Raw genomic sequence first — 17,109 nt, forward strand, 5'->3', positions numbered from 1 at the left:
TTTTTTAGAATTGAATATTAGCACCAAATATGAATGTTCTGGCCTGTGGATAATAGGCTCTGTCTATACCATAGGAATCGTTAACTGCAATTTCAGGATCATATCCTGTATATTTTGTAAAAGTGAAAAGATTTTCTCCCGTTACATAAAATCTTACCTTATTGGCACCAAAGCGTTTGGAAATATCTACCGGCAGCGTATATCCCAGCTGAACCAGTTTAATTCTCATAAAATCCCCTTTTTGAAGATAATAGTCAGACATTTTGGTGTAATTTTCATTTTTATCGTCGGCATCCAATCTTGCCACTGTATTTGAAGTACCTGGCCCTGTCCATCGATCAAGAATTGTAGTCTGATAATTACTGTAGAAAAGATCAAGTCTTCTTAGGCCCTGGAAAATCTTATTTCCTCCCTGTCCTTGTAAAAATACCATCAAATCTACATTCTTATAATTAAGATTTAATGTTAAACCATAGGTAAACTTAGGTACAGAGCTTCCCAAATATTCATAATCATCCTGATTGATTCTACCATCACCATTTACATCAAGTCTTTTGAAATCACCAGGCTTAGCATTAGGCTGTATCAAATCACCATTGGCATTTCTGTATGCATTAATTTCCTCCTGCGTCTGGAAAATGCCTACATTCTTATATCCGTAAAAAGCTCCATAGGGCGCACCCACCTGAAATCTTGTTACAGGTCCCATAGACTGGAAGGAAGCAAAGTTCTCATAGACTTTATCATCTTCAAGCCTTGTTACTTCATTCTTTAAATACGAGAAATTACCATTTACTGTAATTCCGAAATCAGACCAGTTCTTTTTATATCCGAGATTAACTTCAACTCCAGTATTGTTCATATCCCCCACATTTCTCCAAGGTCTGTCCGGAGCACCTACATATCCCGGAATGTCCACCTGACGGAGAATATCTGTTGTTTTCTTTTAAACCAGTCCACTGTCAAGGTAAAATCATTTAATAATTTCAAATCGGCAGCAACATTTAACTGAGAAGTCTCTTCCCAGCGAAGATCCGGGTTTTCAAGAGTAGTCGGAGCATATCCGATAATGATATTATTATCGCCATAGGTATAATTACTTCCTGATTTAAGGAAGTTTGCAAATCTGAAGTTTTCAATAGCATCATTACCTAAAACACCATATCCTCCTCTGAATTTCAAGGTATTAACAATTTTATTCTCAGGCCAGAAGTTTTCGTTGGAGATATTCCATCCCAGAGAGAAGGCAGGAAAGTTTCCCCAATGTCTGTTTTTTGCAAATTTAGAGGAACCATCTCTACGTATTGTCCCGGTAAAGAGGTATTTATCTTCATAATCGTAAATCACTCTTGCAAAATAAGAGGCCTTATGGGTCTCAACTCCGTCATAAGCAGATGTTGAACGATTTTCCTGTGGAACATCAAAATTAAAGGAAGCATCTTCCCAGTTATTCACCGGCAGGTTGATATAAGTAGTATTATTTCCGGAACCTATATTATAAAAGTAAGCTCCCTGCCCGATTAATACACTTAAATTATGACTTCCCCATTTATTCTGATAAGTCAATGTATTTTCCGTATTCCATTCAAGCTTCCTGTTGCTTTCTCTTAAAAAGCTATTGAATACAGTGTTTCTTGAATTGGTATTAAGATAAAACTTAGGCGTAAACTGTTCTTTTCCCCAATAGGATAGCTTTCCGTTAAGGGTAGTTTTAAAAGTAAAATGTTCTAGAAACTTTAACTCTGCAAATATATTCGCCACAAAGTCATCAGACCAGTTATATCTTCCACGCTGGGTTTGTCTGAATGCCAGCGGGTTTGTCATCTCATTCTCTACAATAGTTGATACTCCATATGGATTTCCGAAAGCGTCTCTAATCAGATAAGGAGAAATATCTGCATTATTATATGGGCTTGTATTCAGTAAGGCAGGGTCTGTAACCACTACCGGTGTTATAGGATCTAAATTTATAGCCGAACTTAAAGGTCCTCCGAATTCGTCATTCGCGTTAACTCCTTTTGTCTTTTGATGAGTGTAGGAGAATGTTTGTCCAATGGTAAGGAAATCAAAAACTTTATGGGTAGAATTCAGCCTTACATTCATCCTTTTGTAATTTGAAATATCTTTCAGAACAATTCCGTCCTGCTCATAATATCCGAAGGAAGAATAAAAAGTAGACCTGTCATTTCCTCCACTCAGACTGAATTCATGAGAGTTTCTTTCAGCTGTGTTGAAAACTACATCCTGCCAGTCTGTACCGACTCCAAAAGATTGAGGATTAGTGAAACGCGGAGCTTTTCCTGCATTGGTTAGCGCTTCATTAATTATAGTTCCATATTGACTGGCATTCAAAAGATCCAGTTTTTTTGAAGCTGAACCTATTCCATAAAACCCGTTATAGGTTAAATTCATTTTTCCCTTTTTCCCTTTCTTGGTCGTTACAAGAATAACACCTTTTGCTGCGGAAACCCCGTAAATTGCTGCGGAAGCACCATCTTTAAGAATTTCAATATTTTCTATGTCAGACTGGTTGAGCCATGCAATATTATCCACCACAATTCCATCTACAACCCATAAAGGATCATTACTTCCGGCTCCAAAACTTGTAACACCACGTACTCTCACAGTAGCAGCTGACCCAGGCTGCCCGGAATTGGTAACCACAGAAACACCAGCTGCCCTTCCCTGAAGGACCTGTTCAGGTTTTCCTGAAGGAATATCCTCAATATCCTTCGCCCTCACACTGGAGATAGCTCCCGTTACATTACTCTTTTTCTGGGTACCATAGCCGATGACTACCACTTCGTCTATTTTGTTTTCTTTAGCAATTGTGTCCTTTACCTTGGTGGTCTGGGCACTGAAGTTGGCCGTAAAATAGAGGACGGCAACCACTCCTACGCTTCTTGATATTCTTACATTCATATACAGTTATTGTTTAATTCTCAAATTGAGACAATAAAAATAAATTTTTTCAATTAATTAACATTCTATTCATAAAAATTTTAATTTTTCTTTTATTTTTCAGGGTTAGAAGCACTATCTTCGCATTAATATTTCATAAAATTTCATAAAAAAACAATAAAGATATCTCCCAAAATGACCAACAAGCTTTCCAAAATTTCCCTTCCGTTAAAACTTACCTTTCTCATTTTTTCAATGGTTCTGAACTGTATGGGACTTATCATTCTGCAGTTATCCGAAGAGAAAATCACTTATGGAGAATTGGGGCTTTTAGAGTCATTTAAAGATTTACCCATTGCCTTTATTTCTCTTTTTGCTGTAGGTTTTATTAACAAAACAGGAACGAAAAAAGCGCTGGTTTCAGCATTGGTAATTGTAGGACTCTGCTGCTGCCTTCTTCCGTTCGCAGAAGTTTTCTGGTTTTTCAAATTATGGTTCGCCATCATAGGAGCTTGTTTTGCAATAGGAAAGATCTGTGTTTTTGGGATAATCCGGAATAATATTTCGGATGAAAAATCACTGGCAAAGACCATGAACAGTGTAGAAGCTTCTTTCATGATCGGAATCTTTGTCGTTAATACCTGTTTTGGATGGGTAGTATCCAGCGCGTATTCTGAATACTGGAAATTTTGTTTTTTACTGATCGCTTTTTTATGTGCATCAGCGATCTTCATGCTGTCAAACATTACCATCGCTGAGGCCAGACCCGTTGAAAACAAAAATATTTTTTCAGAACTGTCCGGATTCATGACTCCTGCTGTAGCACTATTCCTTGGGGTAATATTTTTTATCGTTTTTATAGAGCAGGGATTTAATTCATGGCTTCCTTCTTTTTATAAAATCACCTGAAGGTCAATTCATTTTTTGCACTTCAGGCTACTTCTTTTCTGGCCGTATTTTCTTATGCAGGCAGAACAGTAACAGCAAATATTATCAGAAGATTTTCACTGCCGGGGTATTACAGGTCATGTATGGCCTTCATTATCGGTTTACTGGTGATTATTGTGGGAGTACAGTATTTTGAGTCGGCAGATTCAAGGATAATTCTCTTTTTATTCCCGGTGATCGGTTTGTTTTTGTCGCCGCTCTACCCTGTTATCAATTCAAAAATGATTGCACAGATTGATAAAGAACAGGTGAATCTTTTCACCTCCCTTATTGTTATTTTTTCTTCTTTGGGCAGCTCTGTAAGCTCTATTATTATGGCTGTTCTGTTTGAAAAACAATGGCTGAATTTCTATCCGTTATATATCTTAATTTTCGTACTCCTTCTTTTTGTGATTAGTTTGGTATTTTTTAACGTTTCAAAAGAAAATAGTTTTATTTTTACAGCCATGAAAATCAAAGACACAAAAAGTAAAGAAACACTTCAGGAACTGATCGATACAAAAGATTTTGTTGCTCACATATCTGTTGACTGTACTATTTTCGGCTTTCATAATAATATTTTGAAAGTTCTTCTTTTAAAGTATCACGATCTGGATCTGTGGTCGCTTCCAGGTGGTTTTGTTTTCAATGATGAAGATTTAAGAGAAGCTGCAGCAAGAGTTTTGTTTGAAAGAACACATCTTGAAGATATTTTTCTAAAACAGTTTCACACGTTTGGAAGAATAGACCGTACGGAGAATAATGTCCATCAGATTCTCCTTAAAAACAAAGGTATTCAGGTACCGCCGGATCACTGGATTTTCCAGCGGTTTATTACTGTGGGGTATTGCAGCCTTATCGATTTTTCCCTGGCCAATACTTTTCCTGATGCTTTTAATGAAAGCTGTGAATGGTTTGAAGTCAACAATTTACCTAAGATGGCTTTCGATCATGACAGGATTATTGAAACCGGGCTAGAATACCTAAGGATGAACATCAATACGGAGGTGGCAGCCAGCAATCTCCTTCCTGAAAAATTTACGATGAAAGACCTTCAGTCTCTTTATGAAACGATTTTAGGACAAAAATTCAGAAGAAATAATTTCCAGCGTAAAATTTTAAGCTTAAATATTCTTGACAGACTTGAAAAACTTTATGACGGTTCAGCCAATAAAGCGCCTTATCTCTATAAATTTAAAAGCAAGGTTCATAACTCTACCAGCCAGTATCCCATATCCAATGATGAGGAGTCATAAAATATGGAATTTGCCTTATAAATAAGGAAAAAGAGCATTATCTGCCTGAAAACCAACATCAAGATAAGTTTTCAAAAAAATTTTCACGACAACACGAAAAATGTTACTTTTAACCAAATCAAAAAATCATGTCATATTATCCTCTTACAAGCATCCCTGATTATTATGGAATTGATGCTTTACTTACTGAAGAACATAAACTAATCCGCCAATCTGTAAGGGACTGGGTTGAAAGTTTTGTAATGCCGCAGATTGATCAGGCCGCTCAAAATCATACAGATCTACCTAATCTTATGAGAGAATTGGGGAAAATCGGTGCATTGGGACCTTATATCCCGGTTGAGTATGGCGGTTCAGGATTGGACCAGATTTCTTATGGTCTGATTATGCAGGAGCTGGAAAGAGGAGATTCTGCAGTACGTTCTGCTGCTTCGGTACAGAGCTCACTGGTAATGTTCCCTATCAATGAATTCGGTTCTGAGGAACAGAAAAAGAAATATTTACCTAAGCTTGCTGCCGGAGAAATGATCGGATCTTTTGGGTTGACAGAGCCTAACCACGGTTCTGACCCTGGTTCTATGGAAACTTATTTTAAAGATATGGGAGATCATTATCTTTTGAATGGAGCTAAAATGTGGATCACCAATTCTCCTCTGTGCGATATCGCTGTGGTATGGGCAAAAAATGAGGAAGGAAAGGTGCAGGGATTAATTGTTGAAAGAGGAATGGAAGGATTTACCACTCCTGAAACTCATAATAAATGGAGCTTAAGAGCTTCAAAAACAGGAGAACTGGTGTTCAATAATGTAAAAGTTCCGAAAGAAAATCTACTTCCGGGAGTAACAGGGCTAAAAGGCCCGCTTTCTTGTCTGAATTCTGCGAGATACGGAATTTCATGGGGAGTGATTGGTGCTGCTATCGACTGTTACTGTACTGCTGTTCAGTATTCTAAAGAAAGAAAGCAGTTTGGTAAACCAATTGGTTCTTACCAGCTTCAGCAGAAAAAGCTGGCTGAATTCTTAACAGAAATTACTAAAGCTCAGTTGCTATGCCTTCAGTTAGGGAATCTTAAAAATGACCATAAGGCAACTCCTGCCCAGATTTCAATGGCTAAACGCAACAACGTGAAAATGGCGATCGATATTGCCAGAGAATCGAGACAAATTCTTGGTGGTATGGGAATCATGGGTGAATTCCCGATGATGAGACACGCTGCTAACCTTGAATCTGTGATTACTTACGAAGGAACGCATGATGTGCATTTACTGATCACCGGATTAGATATTACCGGAATCAACGCTTTCTAAGAAAGATAAAATATAAACAAAGGAGTCTGGCCAATGGCCAGACTCCTTTGTTTTACTCACTTTGCAGAGAATTGATATTCACTGAATAATTATTGATATTGTAAAGTTTTTGTCATTTTGTTAAATTTATTACTTTAATACCACGCAAAAACAAACAATATGAAAAAATCACAACTTTTTTACTAAGTCTAACAGCATCATTTTACTTTGCACAGCAGGCAGGTGATGTTGTAAGCGCCGAACAGAAACTGGATTTAACACCGCAGGGCGTTATTAATTTTATCGTCAATAATCTCGGCGAACAGAACGCCCCGGAATTCTCCAGCTATCTCAGCAGTTTTAATGTTGGTTTAAAAGGTTACAAAATCACCTATTACACCAAAAATGAAAATAATGTTCTTGTAAAAGCAACAGGATTGCTTATGTATCCTAATGTACCGTTTAAGCTGTCAACAGTAGTTTCCGACCACGGAACTACAGACAGCAGGTATAATGTTCCGTCTAATTTCAAAGGAGCACTAACAGCAGGATTTGTAGTTGAACTCTCTTATGTCCTTAATGGTTATATCTTAATGGCTCCTGACTATGTAGGGATGGGAACAGGGGAAGGAACTCACCCTTATGTAGATTACGCCACAGAAGCCGGAGCAACCATTGATTTTATCACAGCTGCCAATAAAGTACTGGCACAGCTGAACATTAAACGTTATGACGAATACTTTTTAGCCGGTTATTCCCAGGAGCTCATGCTGCAATGTCTACATTAAAGAGATTAAGTATTTCAAACCCTGATAATATCAAATTCAAGTATGCATATATGGGTGACGGACCTTATGATTTTTCCGGAGTAACTTTAAATAAAGGAGTTCTTGAAAAAGATTTTTACCCTTTCACCTCATTCCTCGCAAATGTTCTTCATACCTGCAACAATACGGGGTATAAAACCTACAATAATGACATTTCAGAAGTTATTTCTGCTGAATATCTTGATACATACAATTATCATGTTGTTCAGGATAACGGAGGCCTGTTATGGGGACCGGTAATATGGAGAAAACTTTACACCAGCAGTTTTGTTAATGATGTTACCAACAACCCCAACAATAAACTAAGGCAATGCATGAAGCCTAAAGACGTCTACGACTGGTACAATAAAACCCCGATGACATTAGGGCATTCAACTGTTGATTTAGCTATTCCCCCAGAAAATACTTCTAAAACTATTGATGTTCAACGAGGATATTACCCATGGTGGGATCTGAATAAATATAAACTGGACTCATTTTATTGGGGGCCGCTCGGACATGTAGGGGGAATTCTCCCGTTCACTCTGGCTTCCAACGCCAAATTCAATACCTTGAGAAGCGGCGGCATACTTAATGAATGGGCAATTGCAGGATCAGTTTTCGGTAAGCAGGCCGCAGAGAAAACCTCTGAAAAACCGGTATTGTTTTCTTCACAGATAAAACCGGATCTTGGAACAATGCAGCTGGTTGAAATTACAGATTTCAATCAGGAAAAACGCAGAGAAGAGCAGCCGACAACCGTAATTTAGCAACCTTAAAAGATGGAGTTTATTTATTGAAAGTACTGGAAAACAATGAAAACAAAATAATTCCATACATCAAGAATACCCCAAAAGAAGTTGCTGAGAACGAAATCGTACAATCTGCTACCCCATCCGTTTTGCAATTAAAAGTTGATCAGGACGAGCTTTCTTCAGTCAACATTTTTGACGAAAATAAATTCCTTATCAAAAGTATTTCTCAGAAACAATACCGTGAAGCCGGAGGGATCAATGTACAGGATCTGGAAAATAAAAATTATACCTTTGAGGTGGTAACTCCTTATTACAACCTTCAGTTCAGTAAAGCAACCGGTGGTACATCATCTTCAGAGAGCAATGCAGACATTTTTACCCAAAAACAACAGATTATTGCAAAAGCAGGCAATGGTATCAAAAACATCAGCATTTACAGCATTTCCGGTTCACTGATCCTTCAGCAGGAAGTTAACCAACCACTGTTTGAATCCAGAAGCCTGGAGTCCGGTGTATATCTGGTACAGATCACATTATCTAATGGAAAAGTCATCAATAAAAAAGTAAAACTTTAAATCAATCACTCCTCAATATCTTATTTCAAGTTAATTTTTGGCACTTCAGCAATGAAGTGCTTTTTGTTTCAATGTCTTAAAAATTATACAAGAAGTATATCCTTAAAACTTAAACCCGATGCTAAAGTATATCCTGGAAAAATCAAGCTGATTGTTTCTGGAAAGATTAAGGCTGATAGGGCCTATTAAAGATTCATACCCCAGATTCACTCCATACCCCAACATATCAAAACTGTTATTAAAAGGAGAGAATTCCTCGCTCACTTTCCCATAGCTGAACGAAGGAGTAAGATAAAGTCTTTTCATAATCCTGTACTGAAATGCCACAGCTGCCTTTGCCACCGAAGTCATCGGAAGCTCTTTCTGGCGAAGTCCATTAAATTCCGGGCTTAGAAGGTCATAATTATACTCACTGCCTCCAAGGTTATACTTTTGGTTCAGGAACAGATACGGAACCTGATCTTTTCTGCCACCAAAGCTTGTACCGAGAAACACATTTGCTTTTACGGCCAGTCTTCTTGTAATCGGGTAGAAAAAGTTCTCATTCAGGGTGAATGAAACGAGGTTTTTAGGCTCATAATAGTAAGACTCTTTCGGATTAAGAATGAGATAAAGGAAAGGCTGTACGGTTTTCAGATCATAAAGTTCATACTGATCTCCATAGTAAAATCTTGTGCTCACCTGAAGATGATTCCCTCTGGTTGTAAAGTATCTTTTGTTGAGGTTATTCTGTTCAAATTTCAGGAAAGTATTGAAATTGCTGTGATTATAAAGTTTTTTACTGTAATTATCAACTTTTGACTGATCCACTTTATCCAGTAAGCTGTACATTCTTTCCGTACTGAACTCTGTTCCGAGTGAAAGATAAGCATTAGGGCTTACATTATAGTTCAAAGCTATCTTTCCGGTTATATTGCGGTACATATGGTTAGGAAAACTCTCTCCGCCATCAGCCCCTACATCATACAACCTGAAATTCAAGTCGTTACTTTTAAGATGAATCATCTTAGCTTCCAGATCCAGCCACAGCCGCTCCCCACTATCTAAAAACTGCTGGTAAGCAATTTTAGCTTTAAAACGTTCAGAAATATCTACCGTTGCCAGAAATCTTGATCTGTTCAGAAGGATATTCCTGTAGGTATAATTGACAATAATTCCTACCGACTGCTCGGTGTCATAATGCAAAGCCAGTTTGAAAGCACCTTTTTTGGCTCTTTTCACAAAAACATTCATTACCAGACCATCATTTTCATTCGTATAAGTATAATACACCTTCACATACTGTCGCATTCCGAATACGCGGTCTATGGCTTCATTTACCGTTTTTACATCATAATATTTTCCTTCCGTCAGTCCCATCTGCTTTTTAAGCACTTCAATTTCTGCGGCATCATTAATGGGAGTTCCGTCTTCTTCATTGAAGGTAAATTTTGTAGTGGGCAGCTTTACTTCCTCAATCATCTCATGTTCATATTTGATCCCGGCTTTTCGCTGGGCTTCAGCAAGGGCTACAAACTCAGGAAGGTGCTTTCTCGCCTCGGTCTCTCCTATTTTGATGATTCTCCTGAATCTGGCAAAATCCTTCGTTGTAATCTCACCCAAAGGATCTACAAAATCCACCAGGATATCGGACAGCTCTTTCTGATGCTTGAAATCTTCTACCGACCGGATGGCATGGGTCTGATAAATCATCTTCATAGGATTCTCAATTTCTTTCTTGGTGAAAAGCCTGAAACCTGTATAACCGCCGATCACAAAATCCGCTCCCATCTCACGAACCTCATTGGCAGGATAATTACGGTCTAATCCCCCATCCACCAAAAGTTTTCCATCAATATAAACAGGAGCAAAAGCTGCCGGAATTGCCAATGTAGCGCGAATAGCCAATGGAAGAGATCCCTCCTTCTGCATCACAAGACCGCCGTTTTCAATGTCTGAGGAAGTAAGCTGGACAGGAATTCTCAGCTTGCTGAAATCATTGATATGTTTGGCATTAAAAGTAAGCGTATTCAAAACCTCTCCCATATACTGCCCTTCAATATAAGAGCTTGGAAGAGTCGGAAATCCTTTGACTACAGGAAACTCAAGAATATATTTGTCATATTCATCTTTCTCACTGATATTGACTTTGCTGTAAGGAATTTTATTGCTGAGAATCCTGTTCCAGTCCATTTTATAGATGGTATGCTTCAGCTGGTCAGCATTATATCCCATTGCATACAGGCCTCCCAGAATTCCTCCCATACTGGTTCCTGTAATATAATCTACCTTGATTCCCAATGAGTCTATCATTTTAAGAATACCGATATGTGCGAACCCTTTTGCTCCGCCACCGCTGAGTGCCAGGCCAAATTTGGTGTCTTTGGTTACCTTCTGAAGAGCTGTGTTCAGGGAATCATTCTTTTGCTGGGACTTGATCATAAGAGAGAAAGCTATAGCAAAAAATATCAGGATCTTTTTCATTGTTGATTCTTGGTGCATCCGATTTTAACTTAAAAAAGTTTTATAAAGAGTAAAGATACACAAAAAAGTCGCCCATAAATTGACCTGTAATGTGAAGTAGACAAATGTATTCCAGCCAATGACTTACCATAAATAACCTGCTGATTTTCAGATCACATATCCTTTAGCATCAGTATTAAATATTTTTAATACGTTTTTATGGTCTCCACAAAGCTGATATCAGGATTCAGAATTTCGAGGATAAGACTTTTGACAGCTCTCATGGCATCATCAATATTTCCTTTGTCAAACTGCAGGGAAACCATTCCTTTTCTGGCATCTGCAAAGCTCCAGATTCCTGTTTCAATCGGGAATCCCCAAAATTCGGGAAGATGCTGTACCACATAATGGTAAATACAAAGCTGTAGCGCCTGCTTTCGGTCACTGTTGTGAAAATATTCAGCCACATTATCTTCATCAATTTTTACGTTGAGATTTTTAATTTTGGCTGTTTTATAATCAATGATTCTCAGCGTTCCATTCAGTTTATCGATACGGTCAATGAATCCGAAGAAAGATATTTTATCATTTCCATCAAGAGGAAAATCTATATTTTCAAACCTTCTTTCAATATCAACAATTTCCAGTTTGTTCCCTTGCTTTATCAGTTCAAGATCGTGATTCAGAACATTCTCAATTACTTTTTTAGCAATGGCTTTATGGATATAGTTCATCCCTTTTTCATAGAATTCAGGCTGATGCTTCAGCTTTTCAATAGCGACATTTATATATTGATCTATCGCTTTAACTGAATTCTTTAAATCACTTTCTTTTAAAACTTTACCCTTTAACACCTCATACACTTCTTGAAGTGAATAATGAACTAAATTTCCGTAATTTTTTACCGAAAGCTCTTCTTCTATTTCATCCGTTTCCGAGGTATTTAGAATCTTTGAAAGATAAAAATCAATCGGATTATAGAGGTAACTGGTAAGGTGTGATGCAGAGACTTTTTGCTTCCATTTTTCAAGCCGTTCCTGCACGATCTGTGTCTTCGAAATTTCTATAGGCTGCGTTGCAATAGGCTCTGAAGAATTTTCAATAATCAGATGTTCAATCTCATGGGAACTCTCCATTTCAATCTGGGTAATGAAACGGCTCTTCTCTCCTGTATTGACTCCTGAACTTAAAGCATTATACAGCAAATGTACATTCTTTGCATCCTGAATAAGCCTGTAAAAATGATAGGCATAAATGCTGTCATTTTCAAGGAAGGTATGAAGATCAAAAAACCTGCGGATATCAAAAGGAATATAGGTATTCTGAGAGTTTCCAAGCGGAAGTTTTCCCTCGTTCACAGAAAGCAGAATAACGTTCTCAAAATTCAGAAGACGCGTTTCCAGCAATCCCATAATCTGTAATCCCCTCAATGGCTCTCCCTGAAAATCGATAGTTTCAGAATTGATATGCTGATTGATCAGAATTTCCAGCGTTTCCATCTTGATCTCAATATTGTAAGGAGTCAGCTGATTTTTGATGATTCTGAATGCATTTTCAAAGTGAGAAACATTCTCATACTGAATATCATCTATTTCAAGCCATTTTACCTGCTGGCAGAACGCTATAAGCATATCCAGATAAGCATTTGTTCCCGGAGCTTTCTGCAGAAGCCCGAAATAAGACAGCCCGCTCAGCAGTTCATGTAAAAGTTTATGAGAGATATAAACAATGTTCCTCTCTTCTACTTTGGCTTTAAAATCATTAATAATCTGCTCATCCTCGGGAGATTTAGGCAATTCTTCCAGGATCGGGAAAACATCCCTGTAATAATAAGAAGATTTATTTTTTTCCAGTTGTTTCTGCAGATAGAAAAGACGTTTTATTGCATTGGAGAAGGACAGGTTTTTCAATGGAAATCCCATTGTAATATTCAGGTTGTCAACCCCATGCATCACATCAAGGCTTGCAGGAAGAAGGTTCTCATCCAGCAATACTACAGCTGTATTGGAATAGGTTTTATTATTAATCTCTTTAAAAATTTCGGGCAGTACTTTTGTCTGGGTTACATTCCCGGAAACTTCGTACACCTTAATTTTTTTAGGCTGGTTAAAATCATCTTCTATCCACTGGAAAGCCCTGTTGTCATCAAATTCTTTCCATGTTTTATGATTTCTGAGAAACTTACCGGCTTCCTGTCTTTCGTCATTGAAATAATACCGGTCTGCCTGAAAGAAACATTGGGCTTTATTCCACTGTAAAAGGCTTCTTACAAGCTTTTCTTCAACCGGAGTAAAGGCATTGAACCCACAGAACACAAACTCTTCTCCTGTATTTTTAGCAAAATCAGCAACCTTAGCTTTGGCAGCCTCATGAATCATCCCTGAAGTAGCCCAGTTTTTTTCCTGTAACCTCTTTTTTAAAGCAGGGAGAAAAATATTCATATTCTGCCAGAAATTGAGGAATTTCTTTCTTGGAACATCATCATCCTCTCCAAGATCCTGAGCCCATTCTTTGATCCTTTCCTCATCAAACATGTACTGCAGAACCGCCTGATCACTGTCTGAGAATTTAAGAATATCATCCCAATCCTTCTGTAACGTCGGGAACCACTTCAGAAAGTCTGAAAAATCATCCCTGGGAATAAGATTAAGGCTTCTGTATACATCAAATGAAAAAAGCCACAGCGGAATACCCTGAATAAGCTGTTGGCCCGCAATAGTATTCACGAGCTCTTCTATGGTAAAAAAGTTGGGAAGAAACCCTGAATAATGATTTTCTTCCAGAATCTGCCGGATAAATACAATGGGACGTTTTCCGGGCAGAATGATATTAAACGCAGAAAGATCCGGGTTTTGTGCTAGCAGTTCGTGGATGATCTTATTGAGGAATTTCAAAGGGCTTGGTAGCTTTTTAAGTTGTCGAGTTGTTCAGAAATTAAATCATTATATTCTGTCTGTTTTTCTTTGTCAATTCCATGACGGGTTTCTCTGTCGTAAGCCATCTGGAAATTTTTATAATCTATGGATATCCCATCATAAATTGCTTTGAAATACTTGTTGTAATCTCCTGAATTTTTGATTTTTTCAGCAACTGATTTTCTGAATTTTCTCACAAATAATTCTGCAATGTCAAAATGCTTCTGTTCGTGCAGCAGAATGTAATCATTCATTTTTTGACATCTTTCCATGATTTTTCTTCGTTAAATATGGTTGTAATGGAAATCGTAACAGGTGCCTTGGGATCTGAAGATTTTACAGCAGAAAACTCCCATCCACAATGGGTATATGCTGCCACATCGGGATTCTTTTTATGACTGACCGGACTTTTAAAATTATCCCAGGTCAGCTTTTTATCTTCCTGCCAGATAATCTTCTGCCCGAACAACGCCTGGGCAGTCAGTAAACACAATACAATACTCAGTTTCATTATTCTACTACAATTGTTTTTGTAATCCAGCTATTTCCTCCGTTCCAGAATTTAAAAGTATAAGTCCCTTTTTTCTGCGGGCTGAAATTGATCTGGCTGGCTCCAACGTAATTTCCCTGCGTACAGGGTCCGTTCGTAATATATTTATAGGAAGTCACCGTTCTTTCCAGATTGGTATTGTAAACATAATCATATCCGTAAAAGCCTTCACAGTGTGACGGATAGGTGGAATAAGTCTTTATGCTCTGTATTGCAAAAACGTCCATGGTATCATTGACAATTTTTACGCTGTCGATTTTGATCTTATCAATAGATTCAATCGTTTGGTAATCGTCATCATTACACGAAACCAGAAGCCCGCCAAACACGAATACTGAAAATCCAATATTTAAAAGTTTTTTCATAACCTTTAATTTTCTGATTATTAACAAATATTAGCAAAAATTATTCCTTATTTACATAAAAATCAGGAATTAAAATTACCTTTTGATACATAAACTACCTTTTTAGTATCAAAAAACTCTTCATCAAAATAGTGTTTAAGGTTGAAAATTTCACATTTAATTCCAGCCAGTTCTTCTGCGAGATCACCGCCTTTTAAATATAAAATTCCGTTATGTTTAGGGTTAAACTGTTCTTTTTCAAATTTCCCTTTCAGCCATCTTAAAAATTCAGGCATCTGGGTTACCGCCCTGCTGACTACAAAGTGGAATTTTTCTTTCAGTTTTTCTGCTCTTCCGTGGATAGCCGTTACATTGGTTAAGCCTACTCCATCTGCTACTGCCTGTACCACACTGATTTTCTTTCCGATAGAATCAATCAAAGTAAATTCTACTTCAGGAAACAGGATGGCCAGCGGAATTCCGGGAAAACCTCCTCCGGTCCCGATATCCAGAACTTTGGTTCCGGGGGCAAATGCCATCACTTTTGCAATTCCCAGAGAGTGCAGGATGTGCTTTTCATACAGGGATTCCATATCTTTCCTGGAAATTACGTTGATCTTTTCATTCCATTCATTATACAGGTTTTCCAGTTGTGAAAATTGTTCTCTCTGTTTTTCAGTAAGATCCGGGAAATATTTTAATAGTAACGATGCAGACATGTGAATTATTATAAACCGCAAAAATAAGTTTTATTTCTCTTGTATTCAAATCTACTTTCCGGATAAGCATTGAACTCAGCTTTAACGGAGATCATTATTTCGCAATTCCCGGAATTACCGGCACACCAGGGTTCCCTGATTGACTGATCGTTTGTACAGCAAAAATATAATTGTCTTTCGAAAGCGGTATTTTTATGGAAAGTCCTGTTGTAAAGATTTTTTCTGCCACACTGGACTGTCAGTTTCGCGGGCCAGGACATAATACCCTGCCGGCGTTCCTGATTTTGGTTTTTCCAGTGAAGCGTAGTGGAGTTCGTCAGTTGCTTAACATCCATTTCCACATTCTCAGGCTTTGAAGTGGATTTTGCAAGGCTGGCCAGCACCGCAATGTTGGCGGCAACATTCTTCTTCAGATATTTAAAATCTATAAATTCAGGCAGATCACCATATTGCTTGTTATTTTCCACCCTGATATCCTGATGCTGATGGTCATAATTTTCAAAGTACTCGGTAAGCCTTACAGACGGAAAGCCGTTGTTGACAAAGCTGGTATGATCGCCTCCGCGTAAAAACCGGTCATTTCTGTAGATCAGCTTTATGTCAAGCCATTTCACATATTCTTCCGCAATTTCTTTGATATACCTTGCCAGCTGCCTGGATTCGCTGTCATTTTCAAAACCCAGATTCCTGATGGTCATTGCTTTTTATCGAGGTCTTTGTAAGGCACACCTTCACTGAATACACGAAGGGTCCGGGTATTGATTTCCCCTGTTTCTCCTGCTTTGGGATTCCCGATCATATCATTATTCAGAACGGCTTCAAGCTGTAAACCTTCTTTATTTATTTTTTCCGCCAGCTGTCTGGAACCTAACAACGACTGTTCTTCGCCGGAGAACGCCACAAAGATAATCGAGGCCGGAAATGCAGACCTGCTCAATATTCTTGCAGATTCTATAACAGCACTTACTCCGCTGCCGTCATCATTGGCTCCGGGTGCTGCTGAAGTTCTGTTCATCACATCAGTGACTCTTGAATCCAGGTGTCCTCCGATCAGGAAAATTCTTTTATCGTCAGGGTCTGTCCCTTTCAGAAAAGCAACGGCATTTCCCAGGTTTACCGGCTTGTCAATTCTTTTTCCATCAGGCTGAATATCTTCCTGCTGAAGGTATACTTCCATCCTGCCGCCGGCATTTTCAGCATAATCATTGAATTTTTTAATGACCCATTTTCTTGCCGCACCAATTCCGTGTTTAGAATCATCTGTTGAACTCAAAGTATGTCTGGTTTCAAAACTTACCAGCTTGCCGATATAAGATTTCAGTGAATCTTCATTGATCTGTGAGACATATCTTCTCACTTCATCATCTTTGGATTGCTTCTGAGAGAAAACAGTACATGAAATCAGCAATAAAAAAACAGAATACTTCATAGGACAGGTCTTAGAAATTTTAAAGATACAAAAGACCTGGCTTCATAGGTAATTTTTATTCTGATTATCTCGCTGTACAGATTAAAAATTAATCGCCTGCAAAAAAAGACATCATAATATTCCAAAAAATACATTTGACCAAAACCTGACAAATATCTTCAAAGCAATCCCATTTTTATTATCCCTGCAAGGCGTTTTTATCAT

16 protein-coding genes are annotated in these 17,109 nt (G+C 38.0%); 6 read left to right on the plus strand and 10 right to left on the minus strand.

From position 1 onward, the window contains the following. Window positions 1-4: 4 nt before the first annotated feature. Together OWR28_RS13945 and OWR28_RS13950 are read right to left on the minus strand one after the other, a co-directional pair. Window positions 5-919, minus strand: coding sequence for a hypothetical protein (locus OWR28_RS13945; protein ID WP_332387104.1), 915 nt, complete (start codon window positions 917-919; stop codon window positions 5-7). Beyond that, entirely contained in the window at window positions 898-2,922 is a 2,025-nt protein-coding gene (locus OWR28_RS13950) for a SusC/RagA family TonB-linked outer membrane protein (protein ID WP_332387105.1), read from the minus strand. The genes OWR28_RS13945 and OWR28_RS13950 overlap by 22 nt, the downstream gene beginning before the upstream one ends. 174 nt (window positions 2,923-3,096) lie before the next feature. Here OWR28_RS13950 and OWR28_RS13955 point away from each other — a divergent pair, with 174 nt between their 5' ends. From OWR28_RS13955 to OWR28_RS13980, 6 genes are all read left to right on the plus strand, one after another. Next, window positions 3,097-3,810 (plus strand): MFS transporter, encoded by a 714-nt coding sequence (locus OWR28_RS13955; RefSeq protein WP_332387106.1) that lies wholly within the window; start codon window positions 3,097-3,099, stop codon window positions 3,808-3,810. Window positions 3,811-3,932: 122 nt separating this feature from the next. Next, entirely contained in the window at window positions 3,933-5,084 is a 1,152-nt protein-coding gene (locus tag OWR28_RS13960) for an NrtR DNA-binding winged helix domain-containing protein (protein WP_332387107.1), read from the plus strand. 128 nt (window positions 5,085-5,212) lie between these two features. Then, window positions 5,213-6,391, plus strand: coding sequence for an acyl-CoA dehydrogenase family protein (locus OWR28_RS13965; protein ID WP_110008646.1), 1,179 nt, complete (start codon window positions 5,213-5,215; stop codon window positions 6,389-6,391). 422 nt (window positions 6,392-6,813) lie between these two features. Beyond that, a complete protein-coding gene (locus OWR28_RS13970; RefSeq protein ID WP_332387108.1) occupies window positions 6,814-7,158 on the plus strand; it encodes a hypothetical protein in 345 nt (114 codons plus the stop codon). Next, window positions 7,146-7,946 carry a hypothetical protein gene (locus tag OWR28_RS13975; RefSeq protein ID WP_332387109.1) on the plus strand — a complete coding sequence of 267 codons (801 nt, stop codon included), beginning with the start codon at window positions 7,146-7,148 and terminating at the stop codon, window positions 7,944-7,946. The genes OWR28_RS13970 and OWR28_RS13975 overlap by 13 nt, the downstream gene beginning before the upstream one ends. 26 nt (window positions 7,947-7,972) lie before the next feature. Continuing rightward, complete coding sequence (locus OWR28_RS13980; protein ID WP_332387110.1) at window positions 7,973-8,506, plus strand: T9SS type A sorting domain-containing protein; 534 nt, start codon at window positions 7,973-7,975, stop codon at window positions 8,504-8,506. A 102-nt stretch (window positions 8,507-8,608) separates the two neighbouring features. Here OWR28_RS13980 and OWR28_RS13985 read toward each other — a convergent pair whose 3' ends face one another. From OWR28_RS13985 to OWR28_RS14020, 8 genes are all read right to left on the minus strand, one after another. Then, on the minus strand, window positions 8,609-10,969 hold the full coding sequence (locus OWR28_RS13985; RefSeq protein WP_332387111.1) for a patatin-like phospholipase family protein: 2,361 nt from the start codon (window positions 10,967-10,969) through the stop codon (window positions 8,609-8,611). Between the two features lie 185 nt (window positions 10,970-11,154). Then, on the minus strand, window positions 11,155-13,842 hold the full coding sequence (locus OWR28_RS13990; RefSeq protein ID WP_332387112.1) for a PD-(D/E)XK nuclease family protein: 2,688 nt from the start codon (window positions 13,840-13,842) through the stop codon (window positions 11,155-11,157). Next, window positions 13,839-14,117, minus strand: coding sequence for a DUF922 domain-containing protein (locus OWR28_RS13995; protein WP_332387113.1), 279 nt, complete (start codon window positions 14,115-14,117; stop codon window positions 13,839-13,841). Before OWR28_RS13995 ends, OWR28_RS13990 begins: the two co-directional genes overlap by 4 nt. Next, complete coding sequence (locus OWR28_RS14000; protein ID WP_332387114.1) at window positions 14,114-14,374, minus strand: hypothetical protein; 261 nt, start codon at window positions 14,372-14,374, stop codon at window positions 14,114-14,116. The genes OWR28_RS13995 and OWR28_RS14000 overlap by 4 nt, the downstream gene beginning before the upstream one ends. After that, window positions 14,374-14,778, minus strand: a complete 405-nt coding sequence (locus OWR28_RS14005; RefSeq protein ID WP_131433446.1) for a hypothetical protein — start codon at window positions 14,776-14,778, stop codon at window positions 14,374-14,376. The genes OWR28_RS14000 and OWR28_RS14005 overlap by 1 nt, the downstream gene beginning before the upstream one ends. A gap of 62 nt (window positions 14,779-14,840) precedes the next feature. Beyond that, on the minus strand, window positions 14,841-15,476 hold the full coding sequence (rsmG, locus tag OWR28_RS14010) for a 16S rRNA (guanine(527)-N(7))-methyltransferase RsmG (protein WP_332387115.1): 636 nt from the start codon (window positions 15,474-15,476) through the stop codon (window positions 14,841-14,843). 8 nt (window positions 15,477-15,484) lie between these two features. Continuing rightward, window positions 15,485-16,174 carry a hypothetical protein gene (locus OWR28_RS14015; protein ID WP_332387116.1) on the minus strand — a complete coding sequence of 230 codons (690 nt, stop codon included), beginning with the start codon at window positions 16,172-16,174 and terminating at the stop codon, window positions 15,485-15,487. Beyond that, a complete protein-coding gene (locus OWR28_RS14020) occupies window positions 16,171-16,905 on the minus strand; it encodes a M28 family peptidase (RefSeq protein WP_332387117.1) in 735 nt (244 codons plus the stop codon). Before OWR28_RS14020 ends, OWR28_RS14015 begins: the two co-directional genes overlap by 4 nt. Window positions 16,906-17,109 lie beyond the last annotated feature (204 nt).

Origin of the sequence: Chryseobacterium sp. 1B4 (assembly GCF_036631475.1) — a bacterium.
In the GTDB taxonomy this organism is placed as follows: domain Bacteria; phylum Bacteroidota; class Bacteroidia; order Flavobacteriales; family Weeksellaceae; genus Chryseobacterium.